The sequence below is a fragment of the Geobacillus sp. CAMR5420 genome, assembly GCF_000691465.1.
GTDB lineage: Bacteria > Bacillota > Bacilli > Bacillales > Anoxybacillaceae > Geobacillus > Geobacillus thermoleovorans.
Genome location: NZ_JHUS01000032.1, coordinates 65,506 through 80,446, shown reverse-complemented (window position 1 = coordinate 80,446; position 14,941 = coordinate 65,506). Strand labels below are relative to the sequence as shown.

Genomic DNA, 14,941 nt, shown 5'->3' with positions numbered 1-14,941 from the left:
CGCCCCGTTTCCCAATAGAAAAAAAGAAAAATCCTGCCGTAACCCGACAGGATGACATAGAGAAAGAGGCAACGCCCTGCCGCCGCCCGCAGGCGAACGGCGAACAGATGCCATTATAGACGGCTCAAGGGCTGTTTTTTATTTGTCCGCTGCTTTCAGCTTGCCGCATCTTGCGGATGGCAGCCTCCCCCCTTAACCGGGGCAAAAAACGCGGCCGCTCCCGAAACGCCTCCCGGTAGTCGGTGAGCGCCGCCAGCGCTCTTTCCTCAACCGCGATGCGAATCGACAGCAAAAATGCGTTCAAAAGCGAAAAGACAAGCGCGGTGATCGGCGCTTGAAACAAAAGCGGCAACAGCGCAATCTCTAAGGCGACAACCACATAGTTCGGGTGGCGAAGCCATCGGTACGGCCCTTTTTTCACTACTTGGCCGTTTGGTACGATCAAAATTTTCGTATTCCAAAAACGGCCGAGCGACCCAATTGTCCATACGCGCAGCCCTTGCACGACAAGAAAAAGCGGAAACAAAAGCGGCCAGCGGCGCGACGGGCGCGCGCCCTTTCGAAGCGCCTCAACAGCCAACGACAAAAAGAAACCGACATGCATCAATACGATCAACGGGTAATGGCGAGCGCCGAACTCCCGCGCCCCGAGCGCTTTCACATACTGTTCGTTCCGTTTTGCAAGCCGAAGCTCAATGACGCGCATGCCGGCAACCGCCAAAAACACGAACCAAAACCGCACGATCATCCCCCCCATTGAAGCAGCACCATTTCCGCACTAAAGCCCGGGCCGAGAGCGATAAGCAGGCCGTGCCCGGACGAAAGCGGCTGCCGCATCATCTGTTCGAGCACAAAATACACGGTGGCCGACGACATGTTGCCGTAGCGGGCGAGCACGTCTCTAGCGGCTTTTGTCTGTTCCGGACCGAATCCGAACGCCTCCTCGTACGCTTCAATGACTTTCCTCCCGCCCGGGTGGGCGATGAAATGATGAATATCCCCAAGCCCTAACCCATGTTCCTGCAAAAACGACTCGACTTGCGGGCGCAGCCAATAGCGAACGATCGCCGGAATGTCTTTTGAAAAGATGACAAACAAACCTTCGTCGCGAACATCCCAGCCCATCACGTCTTCCGAGCCGGGCATGAGCACCGAGCGGGCGGCGATGACACGCGGCGCGCCAGCTGTCGGCGCCGCTCCGTCGCCAGCCACAAGCAAGCACGCCACGCCGTCGGAAAAAAGCGACGTACCGATCACATTGCTTTTGGACCAATCATTGAGTTGAAACGTCAAACTGCAAAACTCAACGGCGATCACAAGCGCCTTGGCATTCGGAAACGCCCGGCAATAGTCGGCTGCCCGGGCGAGCCCAGCCGCCCCTCCCGCACAACCGAGCCCCCAAATCGGCACTCTTACGGCATGAGGGGAGAACGGCAATACGTTCATCAGCCGCGCCTCGATGCTCGGCGTCGACAGCCCTGTCGTTGAGATGTAAAACAGCGCATCGATCTCCTCATGCAAAACAGGGCCGGACGAAGCCTTGCGCAAACAGTCATTGACCGCCTCTCGGCTGTAGCGGACGGCACGGTCGATGTACACCCCATTTTTTTCACCGAAACCGCGCGGCGCGCTGTACCAGGCAAGCGGTTGGACAAACGTGCGCGTATGAATGCCGCTGTTGTCAAACGCCTGCAGCAGCCGCTCCGCACGCGCCATTCGACCGGCGAACAGCCCGGCGACATGCTGCTTCACCTCGTCTTGGGCGGCCGTATACGGCATCCTTGCTGTGCCGACAGATAAAAGAACCGGCATACAAACACCTCGGTCTGTTCCTCTTTATTCTATTAGGATGCGCAACAAGCCAAACTATATGCAATGGAAAATATGTTTGTACACCCGTTTTTTCAGGAACAGCGGATGGATCTCTATATAGATGCAATTTGAAGCTTTACCATTTGCAACTTTTACCCAGTATTTGATCGACTGTCGGGCGACCGAACAACGCCGCTTAAAGACCCATATATGGGTCTGTGAAGCAGGCGGTTGTTCGGTCCTCCGTCACGCCTTGGCGTGACAGAGAAGCCTGTGGCTTTCCTCCGACAGTCGAAAAGAGGCCAACCGCTTTTCCGTCAAGGATATGTTAAACTTCTTCGTTGCATCTATATTATATAAGTTGAAACTTTGTTTTACATCCAGTAGAACGCCCGCTGCATTCTATCAAAATGACTTGTTATGAAGAAAAACAGAATCGAACAATCGGAAAATCTTTATTGCAACTTATATAGTTTTCGCAGCCAAAAAAAGTTGCTGCAATCAAAAAACAGGCGCGGACAAAACCGGCCTGTTTTGGAGGGAACATGATCATCAGCGAGGATGTACAATAGGAGAGGTTCGTTATTTATCTCGCTTTTAGCGCGCGGATTTCACTTTCATGCTCGAGCAAGTGCAAAGCGAGGGATTGAAGTACGAGCTCTTGCCGCGCTTGTCCGGCAATGACTTCATTGACTTTTTGTTGCATTTCTGTGAGGGTTTGTTTCATCGCCGAAATTTCATGGAGCGTTTCTAACGTTTCCACGACAGCTTGCCGAATAAACGGCAATTCGGCAACGTCCTCTTTCGTCGCCATCGTTTGTTCCATGCGCCCAATCCGGCTGTCGAGCGCCGCAATGTCGTCTCTGTTGGCCGCCACGGTCTCTTCGAGCTGCCCGATGCGCCCATCCAGCGCTGCGACATCCTCTTTCGTTGCCATTGTCCGCTCGATGGTTCCGATGCGCCCATCCAGCACTGCGACATCCTCTTTCGTTGCCATCGTCCGCTCGATGGTCCCGATGCGCTCATCCAGCACTGCGACATCCTCTTTCGTTGCCATCGTCCGCTCGATGGTCCCGATGCGCCCATCCAGCGCTGCGACGTCTTCTCTCGTCGCTGCCACGGTCTGCTCAAGCCGCCCGATGCGATCATTCATCCGGACAACGTCTTCTCTCGTCGCTGCCACGGTCTCTTCGAGTTGCCCGACGCGTCCGTTTAACCGCGCAACATCCTCTTTCGTCGCGCTCACCGTTTGTTCAAGCCGATCGATGCGATCATTCATCCGGACAACATCCTGTTTGGTCGCCATCTGATTCCGTATTTGCCGCAGCTCATCGAAAAGGCGCTCCACCCATTCATCCATTGTTTCACCCCCTTTCCTATTCGCTTTCCATTATACCATCATCCCTCCACCAGTTTCTATCATTTTCTCTGTCAATCGACACGCCAATAAAAAAGCCACCCCCATTTCCCGAGCAGTGGCCGGAAAACGAAGATGGCTATAAAAGCGATCAACACCATTATGAAATTTTTTGTTCCTGCAGCGGCAGGGCAACTGATTTTCTCGCTTTGCCTAGATGGAAGACGGCGTTTAAGAGGATGGCGGTCATGCTGCCGGCGACGATGCCGCTGTCGGTTAAAATGCGCAAGCCGTCGGCAGCTCGGCAAACAAGTTCGGCACCGCCGTCACCCCAAGCCCCACGCCGACCGAGCAGGCGATGATCAGCAAGTTCTCTTGCACAGTTAGGTCAACTTGGCCTAACATTTTCACACCGTAGGCAATGACCATGCCGAACATCGCGAGCATCGCCCCGCCTAAAACCGGTGCTGGTATGATCGTCGCCACCGCGGCGATTTTCGGCACGAACCCAAGCAAGACGAGGAAGGCCGCCGCGGCGTAAATGACGCTGCGCGTTTTCACGCCCGACAATTGGACAAGACCGACGTTCTGCGAGTACGTCGTGTACGGAAATGCGTTCAACAGCCCGCCGATGATGATAGCCAATCCCTCGGCGCGGTAGCCGCCCGCCAAATCCTCATCCGTCAGCCGGCGGCGGCAAATGTCGGATAAAGCGAAGTAGACGCCGGTCGATTCAACAAGGCTGACGATCGCGACGAGCACCATTGTGAAAACAGCGGGGCCATGAAACGACGGAGCGCCGAAGTAAAACGGCTGCGGCCAATGAACCCACGATGCCTCAGCGACCGCTGTCCAGTCCACTTTCCCCATCATGGCCGCTGCCGCCGTGCCAGCTGCCATGCCGAGCAAAATGGCAATGGAGCGAATGAACCCTTTGAAGCAACGGTACAACACGATAATGAGTGCAAGCACGCCAAACGACAACGCCAAGTTAGCCGGATCACCAAAGTCCTTCGCCCCTTGTCCGCCGGCCATATTGTTCACCGCTGCCGGGATGAGCGTCAAGCCAATGACGGTCACAACCGAACCGGTGACAACTGGCGGAAACAACGTCCGCAGAGAGAAAATGACGTCTTCATCATTTTTTCACAAACGTCACCATTTGTTCACACTTCCAGCATCGTTTTTGTGAGAAAAGTCACTGTTGCCCCAGTTTTGTACAGTTATGATAGTGTCAAAGCAGGGAAATTGGCCGTTTGGCGCACCTGCTGAATGGCTGTTATGGGGGATGAATCCAACAAAGAGGAGGGATAAGGCATGGCAAAACTGATCACAGCGGCCCGGCAAACGAAACAGGAAAAAGAGCCGGCGCTCAAAGGCACGCTGGCCTCTGTGTTTCTGCTCGGCTTTTTCGTCATTTTTTCTTGGGTCAGCGTCTACTTTTTATTTTTGCACCGCCTGTAAGCGGCAAAGGAGGGAATCGGTATGCACATCCATAAGTATGAAAAAATTTGGCTTGCGTTCGGCATCGGCTGTTTGATCGTTTTTTTGGCGGTCGTCGGCGTAAGTGCATTCGCCGCCGGACAGCAGCCGCCGAGCTGCCTGACAACGATCGATCCAGAAAAAGTCGATTCGACCCCGCCGTTTGATCATCCGGGGCTCGTCAAAAAAGGAGACAAGGAATACGAGTTGAACATCGTCGTCGCCGCGTTTTCTTTTACACCGAATGCGATCGAAATTCCAAAAGGAGCGAAAGTGACGATCAACGTCACTTCGAAAGACGTCATCCACGGATTTGAAATCCCGGGAACGAACGTGAACATGATGGTCGAACCCGGTTATGTGAACAGCTTAACAACCACGTTTGACAAACCGGGCGAATATACGATTCTTTGCAACGAGTATTGCGGCGCCGGCCACCATATGATGACGGCGCGCATAAAGGTGGTGGAGTAACATGGCACAACCGTTGGAAAAAGTCGATCGCCGCGATGCGAAACTGGCGCTTGCCCATTTGTTCGTCGCCTTTACCGCCCTCGCGCTCGGGGGGTTCGCCGGCCTATTGCAAACATTAGTCCGTTCCGGCAAGTTTGAGCTCCCGGCTGGGATCAGCTATTACACGATTTTGACGACGCATGGCGTCTTGCTTGGACTCGTGCTGACGACGTTTTTCATTATCGGCTTTCAGTTCGCCGCGGTCAGCCGTACAACCGGGGCGCTCTCAGACGGTTCGCGCCGGACCGGTTGGATCGGTTTTTGGCTGATGACAATCGGAACAGCCATGAGTGCGTTTTTCATCTTAACCGGCAAGGCATCTGTCTTATATACGTTTTACGCGCCGCTGCAAGCGCACGCCGGCTTTTACATCGGCTTGGCGCTTGTCGTCGTCGGCAGCTGGGTGAGCGGCTTTGCGATGTTCGCTCATTATGCCCGCTGGCGGAAAACGCACCGCGGTCAAGTGAGCCCGCTGCTGGCGTTCATGTCAGTGACGAATATGGTGCTATGGCTCGTCTGTTCGCTTGGCGTCGCCGCCACCGTCGTCTTCCAGCTCATTCCGTGGTCGCTTGGGCTCACGGATCGGGTGAACGTGCTCTTGAGCCGGACGCTGTTTTGGTATTTTGGGCATCCGCTCGTCTACTTCTGGCTATTGCCGGCGTATATGGTTTGGTACGCCGTCATTCCGAAAGTGATCGGCGGCAAAATGTTCTCCGATTCACTCGCACGGCTGGCGTTTATCTTGTTTTTGCTGTTTTCGATTCCGGTCGGCTTCCATCACCAATTGCTTGAGCCGGGAATTTCGCCGTTTTGGAAATACGTGCAAGTCGTCTTGACGTTTATGGTCATCATTCCGTCGCTCATGACCGCGTTTGCCATGTTTGCGACGTTTGAATCGTACGGCCGCTCGCAGGGGGCAACCGGCCTGTTCGGCTGGTGGCGGAAATTGCCGTGGGGCGACGCCCGCTTTTTCGCGCCGTTTGTCGGGATGCTGTTTTTTATTCCGGCCGGCACCGGCGGGATTATTAACGCCTCGCACCAACTCAACCAAGTCGTCCATAATACGATTTGGGTGACCGGCCACTTCCATTTAACGGTGGCAACGACTGTCGTCCTAACATTTTTTGGTGCGTCATACTGGCTCATTCCGCATTTGACCGGCCGGGTGATGACGAAAGCGATGAACCGGCTCGCCATCATTCAAACGATCGTTTGGGCGGTTGGGATGACGTTCATGTCCGGCTCGATGCATTTTGCCGGTCTGCTCGGCGCACCGCGACGCTCGGCGTTCTCAACGTACAGCAATTCGCCGCAAGCGCTTGAATGGATTCCGTACCAAATCGCGCAAGCGGTCGGCGGCACCATCTTGTTCATCGGCATTATTTTGATTCTCGTCATCGTGATCAACTTGGCCTTTTTCGCCCCGAAAGGCGAAACGGAGTTTCCGGTCGCCGAGGCAGCTGCTCCGTATGAACGGGCTGCGCTGGCGCTTGAAAACTGGAAGCTTTGGATCGGCCTCGTCGTTGCGCTCATTTTGATCGCCTATACGGTGCCGATCATCGACATCATTCAAAACGCTCCGCCGGGGTCGAAAGGATACAAATTATGGTGAAACAAGAAGGTGTCCCCAAGCGATCGGGACACCTTCCTCTTTATGTGCATAAAACCGAGACACAATAGGACTTTGTCGACAGAAAAACTAAACGAACAGCGTAAGAACGATGTTTGCACTGACGCGCCTGTTTCTATAATCGATAAAGCGCCTTATATTTTTCTTCTAAATATTGAATAAGATAATCGGCTTTCAGCGTTTCGCCCGTCGCATCGCGCACAAGTTCGAGCGGCTTTTTCATTTTTCCAAACTGGTGGATATGAACGGTCAGCCATTCACGGATCGGTGCGATGTTCCCCTCTTCAAGCAGCCCAGCTACATCCAACTCTTTTTCCATCGCTTGCTTGAATTGCGCCGCATACATATAGCCGAGCGCATACGATGGGAAATAGCCGAAGCTGCCGCCGGACCAATGGACGTCCTGCAACACGCCGACCGCATCGTTGTGCGGGCGGATGCCAAGGTATTGTTCATATTTCTCATTCCATACATCCGGCAAGTCGATCGCTTCCAGCTCCCCAGCAAACAGCTGCTTTTCGATTTCATAGCGGATGATAATATGGAGCGGATACGTCAGTTCGTCCGCTTCAATACGAATGAGCGACGGCTTCGCTTCATTGATCGCCCGGTAAAACGCATCAAGCGAAACGTCGGCGAACTGCGTGGGCGCGTATTGCTGCAGGCGCGGGTAATGCCGCTTCCAAAACGCATAGTGGCGTCCGATCATATTTTCAAAAAAGAGCGACTGCGATTCATGAATGCCCATCGACGCTCCGCTTGCAAGCGGAGTGCCGACAAGCGCCTCGGAAATGTGTTGTTCATACAGCGCATGGCCGCATTCATGGATCGTGCCAAACACCGCGGTGCGGAAGTCGCGCTCGTCGTAGCGCGTCGTAATGCGCACATCGTTCGGGTTGAGCCCGATCGCAAATGGATGGACCGTCTCATCAAGTCTCCCCTTGCCAAAATCATAGCCGAGCTCTTTAAGCAACTCAAGCAGAAAAGCGCGCTGCTTTTCTTTTGGAAACGGCGCGAACAAAAAGGACGTGTCCGGCTTGTCGGACGCGGCGGAAATGGCGTGCACAAGCGGGACGATGCGTTCGCGCAGGCGGCTGAACAGTTCGTCAAGCAAATCGACGGTCATGCCCGGCTCGTATTGATCGAGCAGCGTATTGTACGGGTGTCCTTCATACCCCCAATAACGGATAAAGCGGCGCTGAAACTCGATGATTTGCTCCAAATACGGGCGAAACCGGGCGAAATCAGCAGCCGCTTTCGCTTCTTCCCAAACGCTTTCCGCTTTGGAACAAAGCACGACAAACTCTTTGTATTCATCCGCTGGAATTTTTTTATTGCGCTCGTATTCTTTTTTGCATTCATCAAGCGTTTTCTTTGTCACGTCATTCAGCTGCTCGTAGACAGCTTTGGGCGACAGCTTGGCGATAAAGGCTGCCATCTCCTCGGATGTCGACATGCGAAACACTTCTTCTGACAGCATGCCGATCACTTCTGATCGCTGCTCGACCCCTTTTTTCGGGGCGCCAGTCCGCAAATCCCAATACATGAGGCCAATCGCTTCGCGGTAGCCCGTCATTTTTTTCACGTATTGCAAAAACTGCGCTTCGATTGGTTTCACTATACTCAGTCCCCCTATGTATTTCATGGCCGTATCATCATTTCCATAACAAGGTGCCATTTTCCTGCTTGCCAGCGAGAAAATGCTATTTTTGTGGAAAATGAAAAAGGGAAGAATATCATTCTTCCCTCACCGCTGTCGGCAACACGTCTTTGATCGCCGCAATGACCCGTTCATCTTCCCTGTCGGTGACGAAAATGGAAACGATGCCGCGGTCATCGCGCGTGCGGATGAGCCGTCCGACTCCTTGGCGAAGGCGAAGAAGCATATACGGCACATCGACGTCCCAAAACGGGTTGCTATACGCTTTTCGCTTCGCCTGAAACACCGGATCATTCGGCGGATACGGCAGCGACCAAATCATGACGTTCGAAAGCGACGGCCCCGGGATGTCAAGTCCTTCCCATAAATGTTCGGAACAAAGCACCGTTTCCTCGTTACGCTGAAACTCGGCGACCAAATCGCTGATTTCACGGTCGCCTTCAAACAAAAACGAAAATGGTTCGCCGGCTGCCGCCTCTTTAAACTGAAGAAGCTCCTCGCGCGTCGGGAACAAGATGAGCGCCCGGCCTCCGGTTTCGCGCAATTTTTCAAGCGCATATGCGTATTTTTTGGCAAACAGCGTCTCATCCGTGCGGAACGTCGGCATAAAAATCGTCATCTGTTCGTCGTAATCAAACGGCGACGGCACGCTGAACGATAAATAGTCATCAATGCCTAAGCTTTGGGCGATATAGGCAAACGATTTTCCGCTCGATAGCGTCGCTGACGAAAAGATAAACGGCATTCGTTTGCTGAACACTTTTTCGCGCAACACTTCTTGAACGGTGCGCGGCATGACGACAAACGTCGCCTCTTGACGCGACGACTCAAGCCACGTAATGGCGTCGGCGTTTTTCAAAAACAAATCGAGTGAATACTGGATTTGGTCCAAATATTCATCCACAATGTTCAGCTGGTAATGATCGATCGTATACGTCTCGCTTTCAAACACTAGCTCGTTGCCGATTTCGACCATTTGGCCGCGGAGCCGCTTCGCCCATTGTTCAAGACGCGGCGACGGCAAAATTTCTTTCCGGTTCGAACCCGGAACGTCTTTCGCGCACGCTTTCAGCTCATCAAAAAAGCGCGTGCTCGTCTCCAGCGTCTCCTCAATTAAATAGGCGAGCTCTTCACGGATGTCGTTTTCAAGAAGCCGTGTCAGCAACGTCTCAAGCGTCGTCTCTTTCATTCGATATGTCAACGCCTTTTGCGCAGCGAACTCCAATAAATGCCCTTCGTCAAACACGACACAGCTCGCTTCCGGCAACAGCGGCAGCTGTCCTTCCCGCTTGCGCGCTTCATACGTCCAAACATGTTCCATATAAAAATCGTGCGAGCAGACGATCAAATCCGCCGCCTTCCGGTAATAGTCGCGCCAAAGCGTCTGTCCGCAGCGATGCCGCTTTTCGCACGTGAAACAGTCTTGAAACGGATCCCAGGCGATTTTTTTCCACTGCTCATCGGTCAGATGGGCGTATTCTTTTCGGTCGCCGTAGCGGTAGAACGACTGCAGCGGTTTGTTGTCATGGACGAAGGCCGGAAGTTCATCGTAAATTTGCTCATACAGCTCGATGTCGTCATCGTCATACGTCGTCACTTCTTCCAGTTTATTTAAACATAAATATTGATCCGGCGATTTCGCCAGCCGGACGTCGATTTCCAGCCCGAGCACGTTGGATAGCTTCGCAATATCGCCTTCCTTTTTGACGAGCTGCTCAATGAGCGTCTCATCGGCGCAGGCGATAATGGCCGGCTTGCCGGTATAGCGGGCGTAGCAGACTGCATACAGCAAATACACGATCGTTTTCCCTGTGCCAACTCCCGCTTCGGCGAAGATCACCTTTTTTTCGCGAAACGCCCGCTCGAGCTGAAACGCCATATAAATTTGCTCGTCGCGCAGCTCAAAGCCGGCTTCCGGCAAAATGTCATAAAAAACATCGCCGATCCACTGGCTCAACTTATCAAAAAAGTTTTCATTTTTTTCTACAACAAACGGATAACGCTCATGGCCCATCGTCGCCACCCCTCCAATTGGCATAAACTCCCCCGGCATATCATGCATAAGCGCGCAACAAGTTTGTTGCGCGCCCGATCCCTAGTAACAAAACAATATTATGATCGATGGCCGCCGAGAAGTCAACTTCGAGCTTCGCGCGGCGGCCGCGGCCCCCAGTACTGGTAGTAATGCGTTTCAATAAAGCCGTTAAACAGTTTGCGCCGCTTCGTCGCCGGGCGGCCGTAATGCGTTTCAAAACCGCGGTGGGCGGTTAAAATGTACACCGACCACGTATCCAAGGCGGCGAAGGCGCGGCCGATGGCGCGATAGAGCGCTTCGACCTCCCGTTGTTCGCCAAGCCGTTCGCCGTATGGCGGGTTGCCGACGATCACCCCGTATTGTGCATCGGTCCGAAACTGCTCGGCGCGGCCCTCCCGAAAAGAAATGAGATCGGAAAGCCCCGCTTCGGCTGCATTCATCTTGGCGATCTCGACCATGTGCGGGTCAAGGTCAATCCCGCAAATATCAAGCGGTTGGTCGTAACGCGCCATCTGTTCCGCCTCTTGGCGCGCCTCTTCCCATACCGATTCCCCGATCCACGGCCATTGCTCCGAGACGAAATCCCGGTTAAACCCTGGGGCGATGTTTTGGCCGATCAGCGCCGCCTCAATGGCAATCGTGCCCGACCCGCAAAACGGATCGACGAACGGGCGCTCGGGCGTCCAATTGGTGAGCAACACTAAGGCGGCCGCGAGCGTCTCTCTTAGCGGCGCCTCCCCTTGGCGAGCACGGTAGCCGCGTTTATGCAGCCCGGCGCCGCTTGTATCGATCGTCAACGTAGCGATATCTTTGTGAAGCGCCACCTCGATCCGATACAACGGCCCGGTTTCCGGGAACCACGACAAATGATAGCGCGCTTTTAAGCTTTCGACGACTGCCTTTTTCACAATGGCTTGGCAGTCGGAAACGCTGAACAGCGTTGATTTGACCGACTTCCCGATCACCGGAAACTCGGCATCTTTCGGCAAGTAATCGGCCCATGGCAACGCCTTCGTTTGTTCAAACAACTCCTCAAACGTCGTCGCTCGAAACTCACCGACTTTCAGCTTCACGCGGTCAGCGGTGCGCAGCCAAAGGTTGGCCCGGCAAATGGCGAGCGCATCGCCTTCAAACGTCACTTTGCCGTTCTCCACTTGGCACTCATAGCCAAGCCGGCGCACTTCTTCCGCGACGACTGATTCGAGCCCCATCGCGGCCGTGGCAATCAGCGAAAACGAAGTCATCCTGTTCCCCCTATCTGATAGATGTATGTATCCTCATTCATGGCCTATACTTCCATTATAGTCATATGGAAGGAAAACACACAAAAGAGAAAGCCCTCCTTCCTGCAGGAGGGCTTTCCCACGATTCCAATCACCGCGTTAATCATGTTCTGTAAGCCATGTTCTGTACCTTCGTACTGCAAGCGGCTTTCGCCTCGTACTCCGGCGGTAATCATCTATCTACAGGCAGCGTACGCCGCCTGTCCTTCCCTCCGTTCATTTCCTTCGGGAAGGTGCCCCTACCATCATTTGGGTTTCTCGCTCGTGGGGTTTACCGCGTTCCACCTCTAAGGTTTCCCTTAGAGCTGCGTCACTGTGGCACTTTCAGGGTAATCGAACCATATCCGCATGCGGACGTAGGTTCTTTCCCCGCCGTCAGCCCAGCCGAAGCCAGACTGCCCTAGCTTATGGATTCGCTAGGCACGAACACTACGGGCATCTCAGCACCGTGCGAGCATGGACTTTCCTCTACGGCCGAAACCGGCCGCAGCGATTACCCGAACATGATTAACGCTGCGAGCATCTTACAGTATAGCTGATCTTGGTGTGAGAATCAAGAAGAAAAAATTAGAAATCCCTGCATCAACTTCGCCCTGCCGGCTGGTTATTCATACAGTTTCCGGCCAAACACATGCTTTTCTAAGTTGGAAAGGCGCTGCAAAATGTCGTAGTTCGTCGTTCCCGCCGACATCGCCGGCCGTTTTTGAAGCTCCTCGACTTGCCGCTTCAGCCGGGCGTTTTCCTGGCGCAACTCGTCAATTTCTTGCTGAAATGCTTCATAATCTTTAATAATGAGATCCAAAAATTGATCCACTTCGTCTTGGTTGTACCCCCGTATGCTTACCTTAAATTCCTTTTCTAAAATGTCTTTCGGCGTCAGTTTCACTTGATGGGCTGACATGGCTTTTCACCTCAATCCGCATTCAACGATCATCTTCTCTTTATTTTTTCAGAAATTCAGCCGGTTGTCAATTGACGGTTGGCTTGCCGCATCGATCGGGAAGCCGCATGGCGCCCACGCAGACTTCCCGGCGGCGCCGAAACGCCGTCCTCCCGCCCAAACGCCGCCGGCTGCCGGCGTTTTCCATCCGTAAAAAAACAGAAGCCGACAAAGCGGCTTCTGTTTTTGGCCCTTACTATCGCAGCGGAAACGGCGGAAATGGCATCGGTCCCGGACCCGGGCAGTACAGATGGCGATTGGCAGCCTGAGCCACCGCCGATTCCGTATGCGGGAAATAATGTTGATGTTCATACAGGTGATGATAAACATGCATCGTATGCGATGGATGGATATGCGGCACAATCGTTGCTTCGAAATGATGCAAAACGTTGCAACGAGGCGGATGAACGATCGGCGCCGTTACATTCGGCAGGCAATGCATCATATTCCTCTCCTTTCATCAATTTAGGCTGTTGCTTGACAATACTAGCCTATGATGAACGGAGTGGACTCGTACTAGTATAAACACCCATTTTGAAGAGCCATTCGCGCCAACAATCTACCGGCTCTCTCGCCCCCGGTGCTTCGGACGTTTTGGCATCGTCATTCGTCTTTTTGAATCCGTTATGCGGCGCCGGCCTCTCTGACGTTCATTAATAGATATAATTGAACACGACAAACGTCAAACCGACGACAATAAAAAAGAGATACAAAATTTTTTTGTACATGCTCCGCATCGTCTTCTTCTCCCTGCCATCGTTTTCGTTCATTCCGATGCCATTGTACACGTTTTTTCTTTTTTCTACAAGATTCACAACAAAAAGACGAAACATTTTCGTTTTCTGTCATATTTTGCGCTTGCCAGGGAAATGGACGAGTTCTCACCCGTTTTTCTTGCGTTCAAGCCGCGCGAGCCGCCTGCGCCATTCCGCTTCTTCTTTCTCGCTATGTTGTCGGCTCATCCTAGCGAGCGACCGCCACGCTTCATATGCCATAACGGCATAACGGTGCGCTTCGGCCGCATCCCGGAAATAATGTTCATACACCTTCGCCAGTTCAAGCCCGGCCTTCGCCTTCCAATAGCCATTTCCGTGGATCAACAAGTCGCGCCAAAGGAGAGCAGCCTCTTCATATCGTTTTTCTTTTCGGTATAAAAGCGAAAGCTGCCATTTCGCCGCCTGCGCTTCCTTCGCCCCTTTGCCGCTCGCCTCCTCGTACACCCCCCTTGCCGCCGCTGTTTCCCCGACCGCTTCGAACCAACGGGCGGCGGCCAACTGCTCCTTGGGGTCAGCGAGCCGGTCCGCTTCAAGCAGCTGAACGGATAGGTGAATGTAGAGAGCAATGAGCGACAACACGTCGCGCTCGTTATGGCGCAATACTGGCATGAGCCGGTCTGGATGGGGCGTTTGCAAAAACTCCTTGTACATCATCGGCGCCAAAAAGCCCGGCACATCATCGCCCCGCTCGACATGAAGAATGTGCCGCTCCACTTCCGAAAGGCGCAGCGAATCCAATTTGTCTTTCCATAAGCGGCGGGCGGCGTGATACAAATCAAAATGACCGAACGCTGGCAATTTTGGCACCATGTTGCGGACAAGCGCATGGCGCGTTTTCAGGCGCGGCCAGTCGAACGCTTTTCCATTATAGGTAACAAGCGTCGTATAATCGACGTCAGACAAAAAACTTTGATAGAGCGCCACTTCCGCCCCTGGGTATGGCAGAAGATGCTGGCGGATGGTGACGAAATCGCCAAGAATGCGGGCGTGGCCAAGCAAGAACATGATGTTTCCCGCCCCGCTTGAAAGTCCCATCGTCTCCGTGTCAAAAAAGAATAAGTCGCGAACGGCAAAGCCGCGGCAGGAGAGCGGATGGGAAAACGGCGCTTCCTGCCATCTTTCGTGCACTTCATACAGCGCTCCGAGCCGATAGCGACCGTGCTGATAGTCAAGCGGATACACCGTTTCCCGAATGAGGCAGTAATCGCCGGCAAACCAATACGGCTTGGCGCCGTACTCCCGCCAAACGTCGGCATACGGCACGTCCGTCACAGGTCGTCCGTCCGGTTTCTCTTCTTCTTTTTCTTCATCGTTCTCCTTTTTATGCCGGGCGGCAAGCAATTCTTTCCATTGCGCCAACTTCGGCTTCATTCCGTTCACCCCCTCCTTGCTTGACGTCGGCTTGCTTCTATAAGTTGATTCTCCCACACTCGGCAAAAACACGCATGACGAC

General features: G+C 53.5%; 13 protein-coding genes, 1 other RNA gene and 1 pseudogene. 4 read left to right on the top strand and 11 right to left on the bottom strand.

The window, feature by feature from the left end:
* Positions 1 to 124 precede the first annotated feature (124 nt).
* From DI44_RS08770 to DI44_RS0117070, 4 genes and pseudogenes are all read right to left on the bottom strand, one after another.
* On the bottom strand, positions 125 to 748 hold the full coding sequence (locus DI44_RS08770) for an isoprenylcysteine carboxylmethyltransferase family protein (protein WP_025039382.1): 624 nt from the start codon (positions 746 to 748) through the stop codon (positions 125 to 127).
* On the bottom strand, positions 745 to 1,812 hold the full coding sequence (locus DI44_RS08775) for a 3-oxoacyl-[acyl-carrier-protein] synthase III C-terminal domain-containing protein (protein WP_011231047.1): 1,068 nt from the start codon (positions 1,810 to 1,812) through the stop codon (positions 745 to 747). The genes DI44_RS08770 and DI44_RS08775 overlap by 4 nt, the downstream gene beginning before the upstream one ends.
* A gap of 586 nt (positions 1,813 to 2,398) precedes the next feature.
* A complete protein-coding gene (locus DI44_RS08780) occupies positions 2,399 to 3,172 on the bottom strand; it encodes a hypothetical protein (protein WP_033025270.1) in 774 nt (257 codons plus the stop codon).
* A 157-nt stretch (positions 3,173 to 3,329) separates the two neighbouring features.
* Positions 3,330 to 4,288, bottom strand: a pseudogene (locus DI44_RS0117070) (nucleobase:cation symporter-2 family protein); the annotation flags it as partial.
* Between the two features lie 198 nt (positions 4,289 to 4,486).
* Between DI44_RS0117070 and DI44_RS08785 the strand changes: the two are divergent.
* The 3 genes from DI44_RS08785 to DI44_RS08795 are packed head-to-tail and all read left to right on the top strand — an operon-like array spanning position 4,487 to position 6,776.
* Positions 4,487 to 4,633, top strand: a complete 147-nt coding sequence (locus tag DI44_RS08785) for a cytochrome c oxidase subunit 2A (RefSeq protein ID WP_015374723.1) — start codon at positions 4,487 to 4,489, stop codon at positions 4,631 to 4,633.
* A gap of 21 nt (positions 4,634 to 4,654) precedes the next feature.
* Positions 4,655 to 5,125, top strand: coding sequence for a cytochrome c oxidase subunit II (locus tag DI44_RS08790; RefSeq protein WP_033025268.1), 471 nt, complete (start codon positions 4,655 to 4,657; stop codon positions 5,123 to 5,125).
* 1 nt (position 5,126) lies between these two features.
* Positions 5,127 to 6,776 carry a b(o/a)3-type cytochrome-c oxidase subunit 1 gene (locus tag DI44_RS08795; protein ID WP_033025266.1) on the top strand — a complete coding sequence of 550 codons (1,650 nt, stop codon included), beginning with the start codon at positions 5,127 to 5,129 and terminating at the stop codon, positions 6,774 to 6,776.
* Between the two features lie 133 nt (positions 6,777 to 6,909).
* Here the strand turns inward: DI44_RS08795 and DI44_RS08800 are convergent, their stop codons facing one another.
* From DI44_RS08800 to gpsB, 5 genes are all read right to left on the bottom strand, one after another.
* Positions 6,910 to 8,412, bottom strand: a complete 1,503-nt coding sequence (locus tag DI44_RS08800; protein WP_011231041.1) for a carboxypeptidase M32 — start codon at positions 8,410 to 8,412, stop codon at positions 6,910 to 6,912.
* Between the two features lie 118 nt (positions 8,413 to 8,530).
* The gene (locus DI44_RS08805; protein ID WP_033025263.1) at positions 8,531 to 10,468 is read right to left on the bottom strand and encodes an ATP-dependent DNA helicase; all 1,938 of its coding nucleotides are present in this window, start codon (positions 10,466 to 10,468) and stop codon (positions 8,531 to 8,533) included.
* A gap of 122 nt (positions 10,469 to 10,590) precedes the next feature.
* A complete protein-coding gene (locus tag DI44_RS08810; protein WP_014195686.1) occupies positions 10,591 to 11,733 on the bottom strand; it encodes a class I SAM-dependent RNA methyltransferase in 1,143 nt (380 codons plus the stop codon).
* A gap of 147 nt (positions 11,734 to 11,880) precedes the next feature.
* An RNA gene (gene rnpB / locus DI44_RS17960) (RNase P RNA component class B) lies at positions 11,881 to 12,277 on the bottom strand.
* 99 nt (positions 12,278 to 12,376) lie between these two features.
* Complete coding sequence (gene gpsB, locus DI44_RS08815) at positions 12,377 to 12,673, bottom strand: cell division regulator GpsB (protein ID WP_011231037.1); 297 nt, start codon at positions 12,671 to 12,673, stop codon at positions 12,377 to 12,379.
* Between gpsB and DI44_RS08820 the strand changes: the two genes are divergently transcribed.
* Complete coding sequence (locus DI44_RS08820; RefSeq protein WP_014195685.1) at positions 12,672 to 12,866, top strand: hypothetical protein; 195 nt, start codon at positions 12,672 to 12,674, stop codon at positions 12,864 to 12,866. The two genes, gpsB and DI44_RS08820, sit on opposite strands and share 2 nt — an antisense overlap.
* A gap of 42 nt (positions 12,867 to 12,908) precedes the next feature.
* Here the strand turns inward: DI44_RS08820 and DI44_RS08825 are convergent, their stop codons facing one another.
* The gene (locus tag DI44_RS08825; RefSeq protein WP_014195684.1) at positions 12,909 to 13,154 is read right to left on the bottom strand and encodes a CotD family spore coat protein; all 246 of its coding nucleotides are present in this window, start codon (positions 13,152 to 13,154) and stop codon (positions 12,909 to 12,911) included.
* A gap of 439 nt (positions 13,155 to 13,593) precedes the next feature.
* On the bottom strand, positions 13,594 to 14,859 hold the full coding sequence (locus DI44_RS08835; RefSeq protein WP_015374718.1) for a ribonuclease H-like domain-containing protein: 1,266 nt from the start codon (positions 14,857 to 14,859) through the stop codon (positions 13,594 to 13,596).
* Between the last annotated feature and the right edge of the window lie 82 nt (positions 14,860 to 14,941).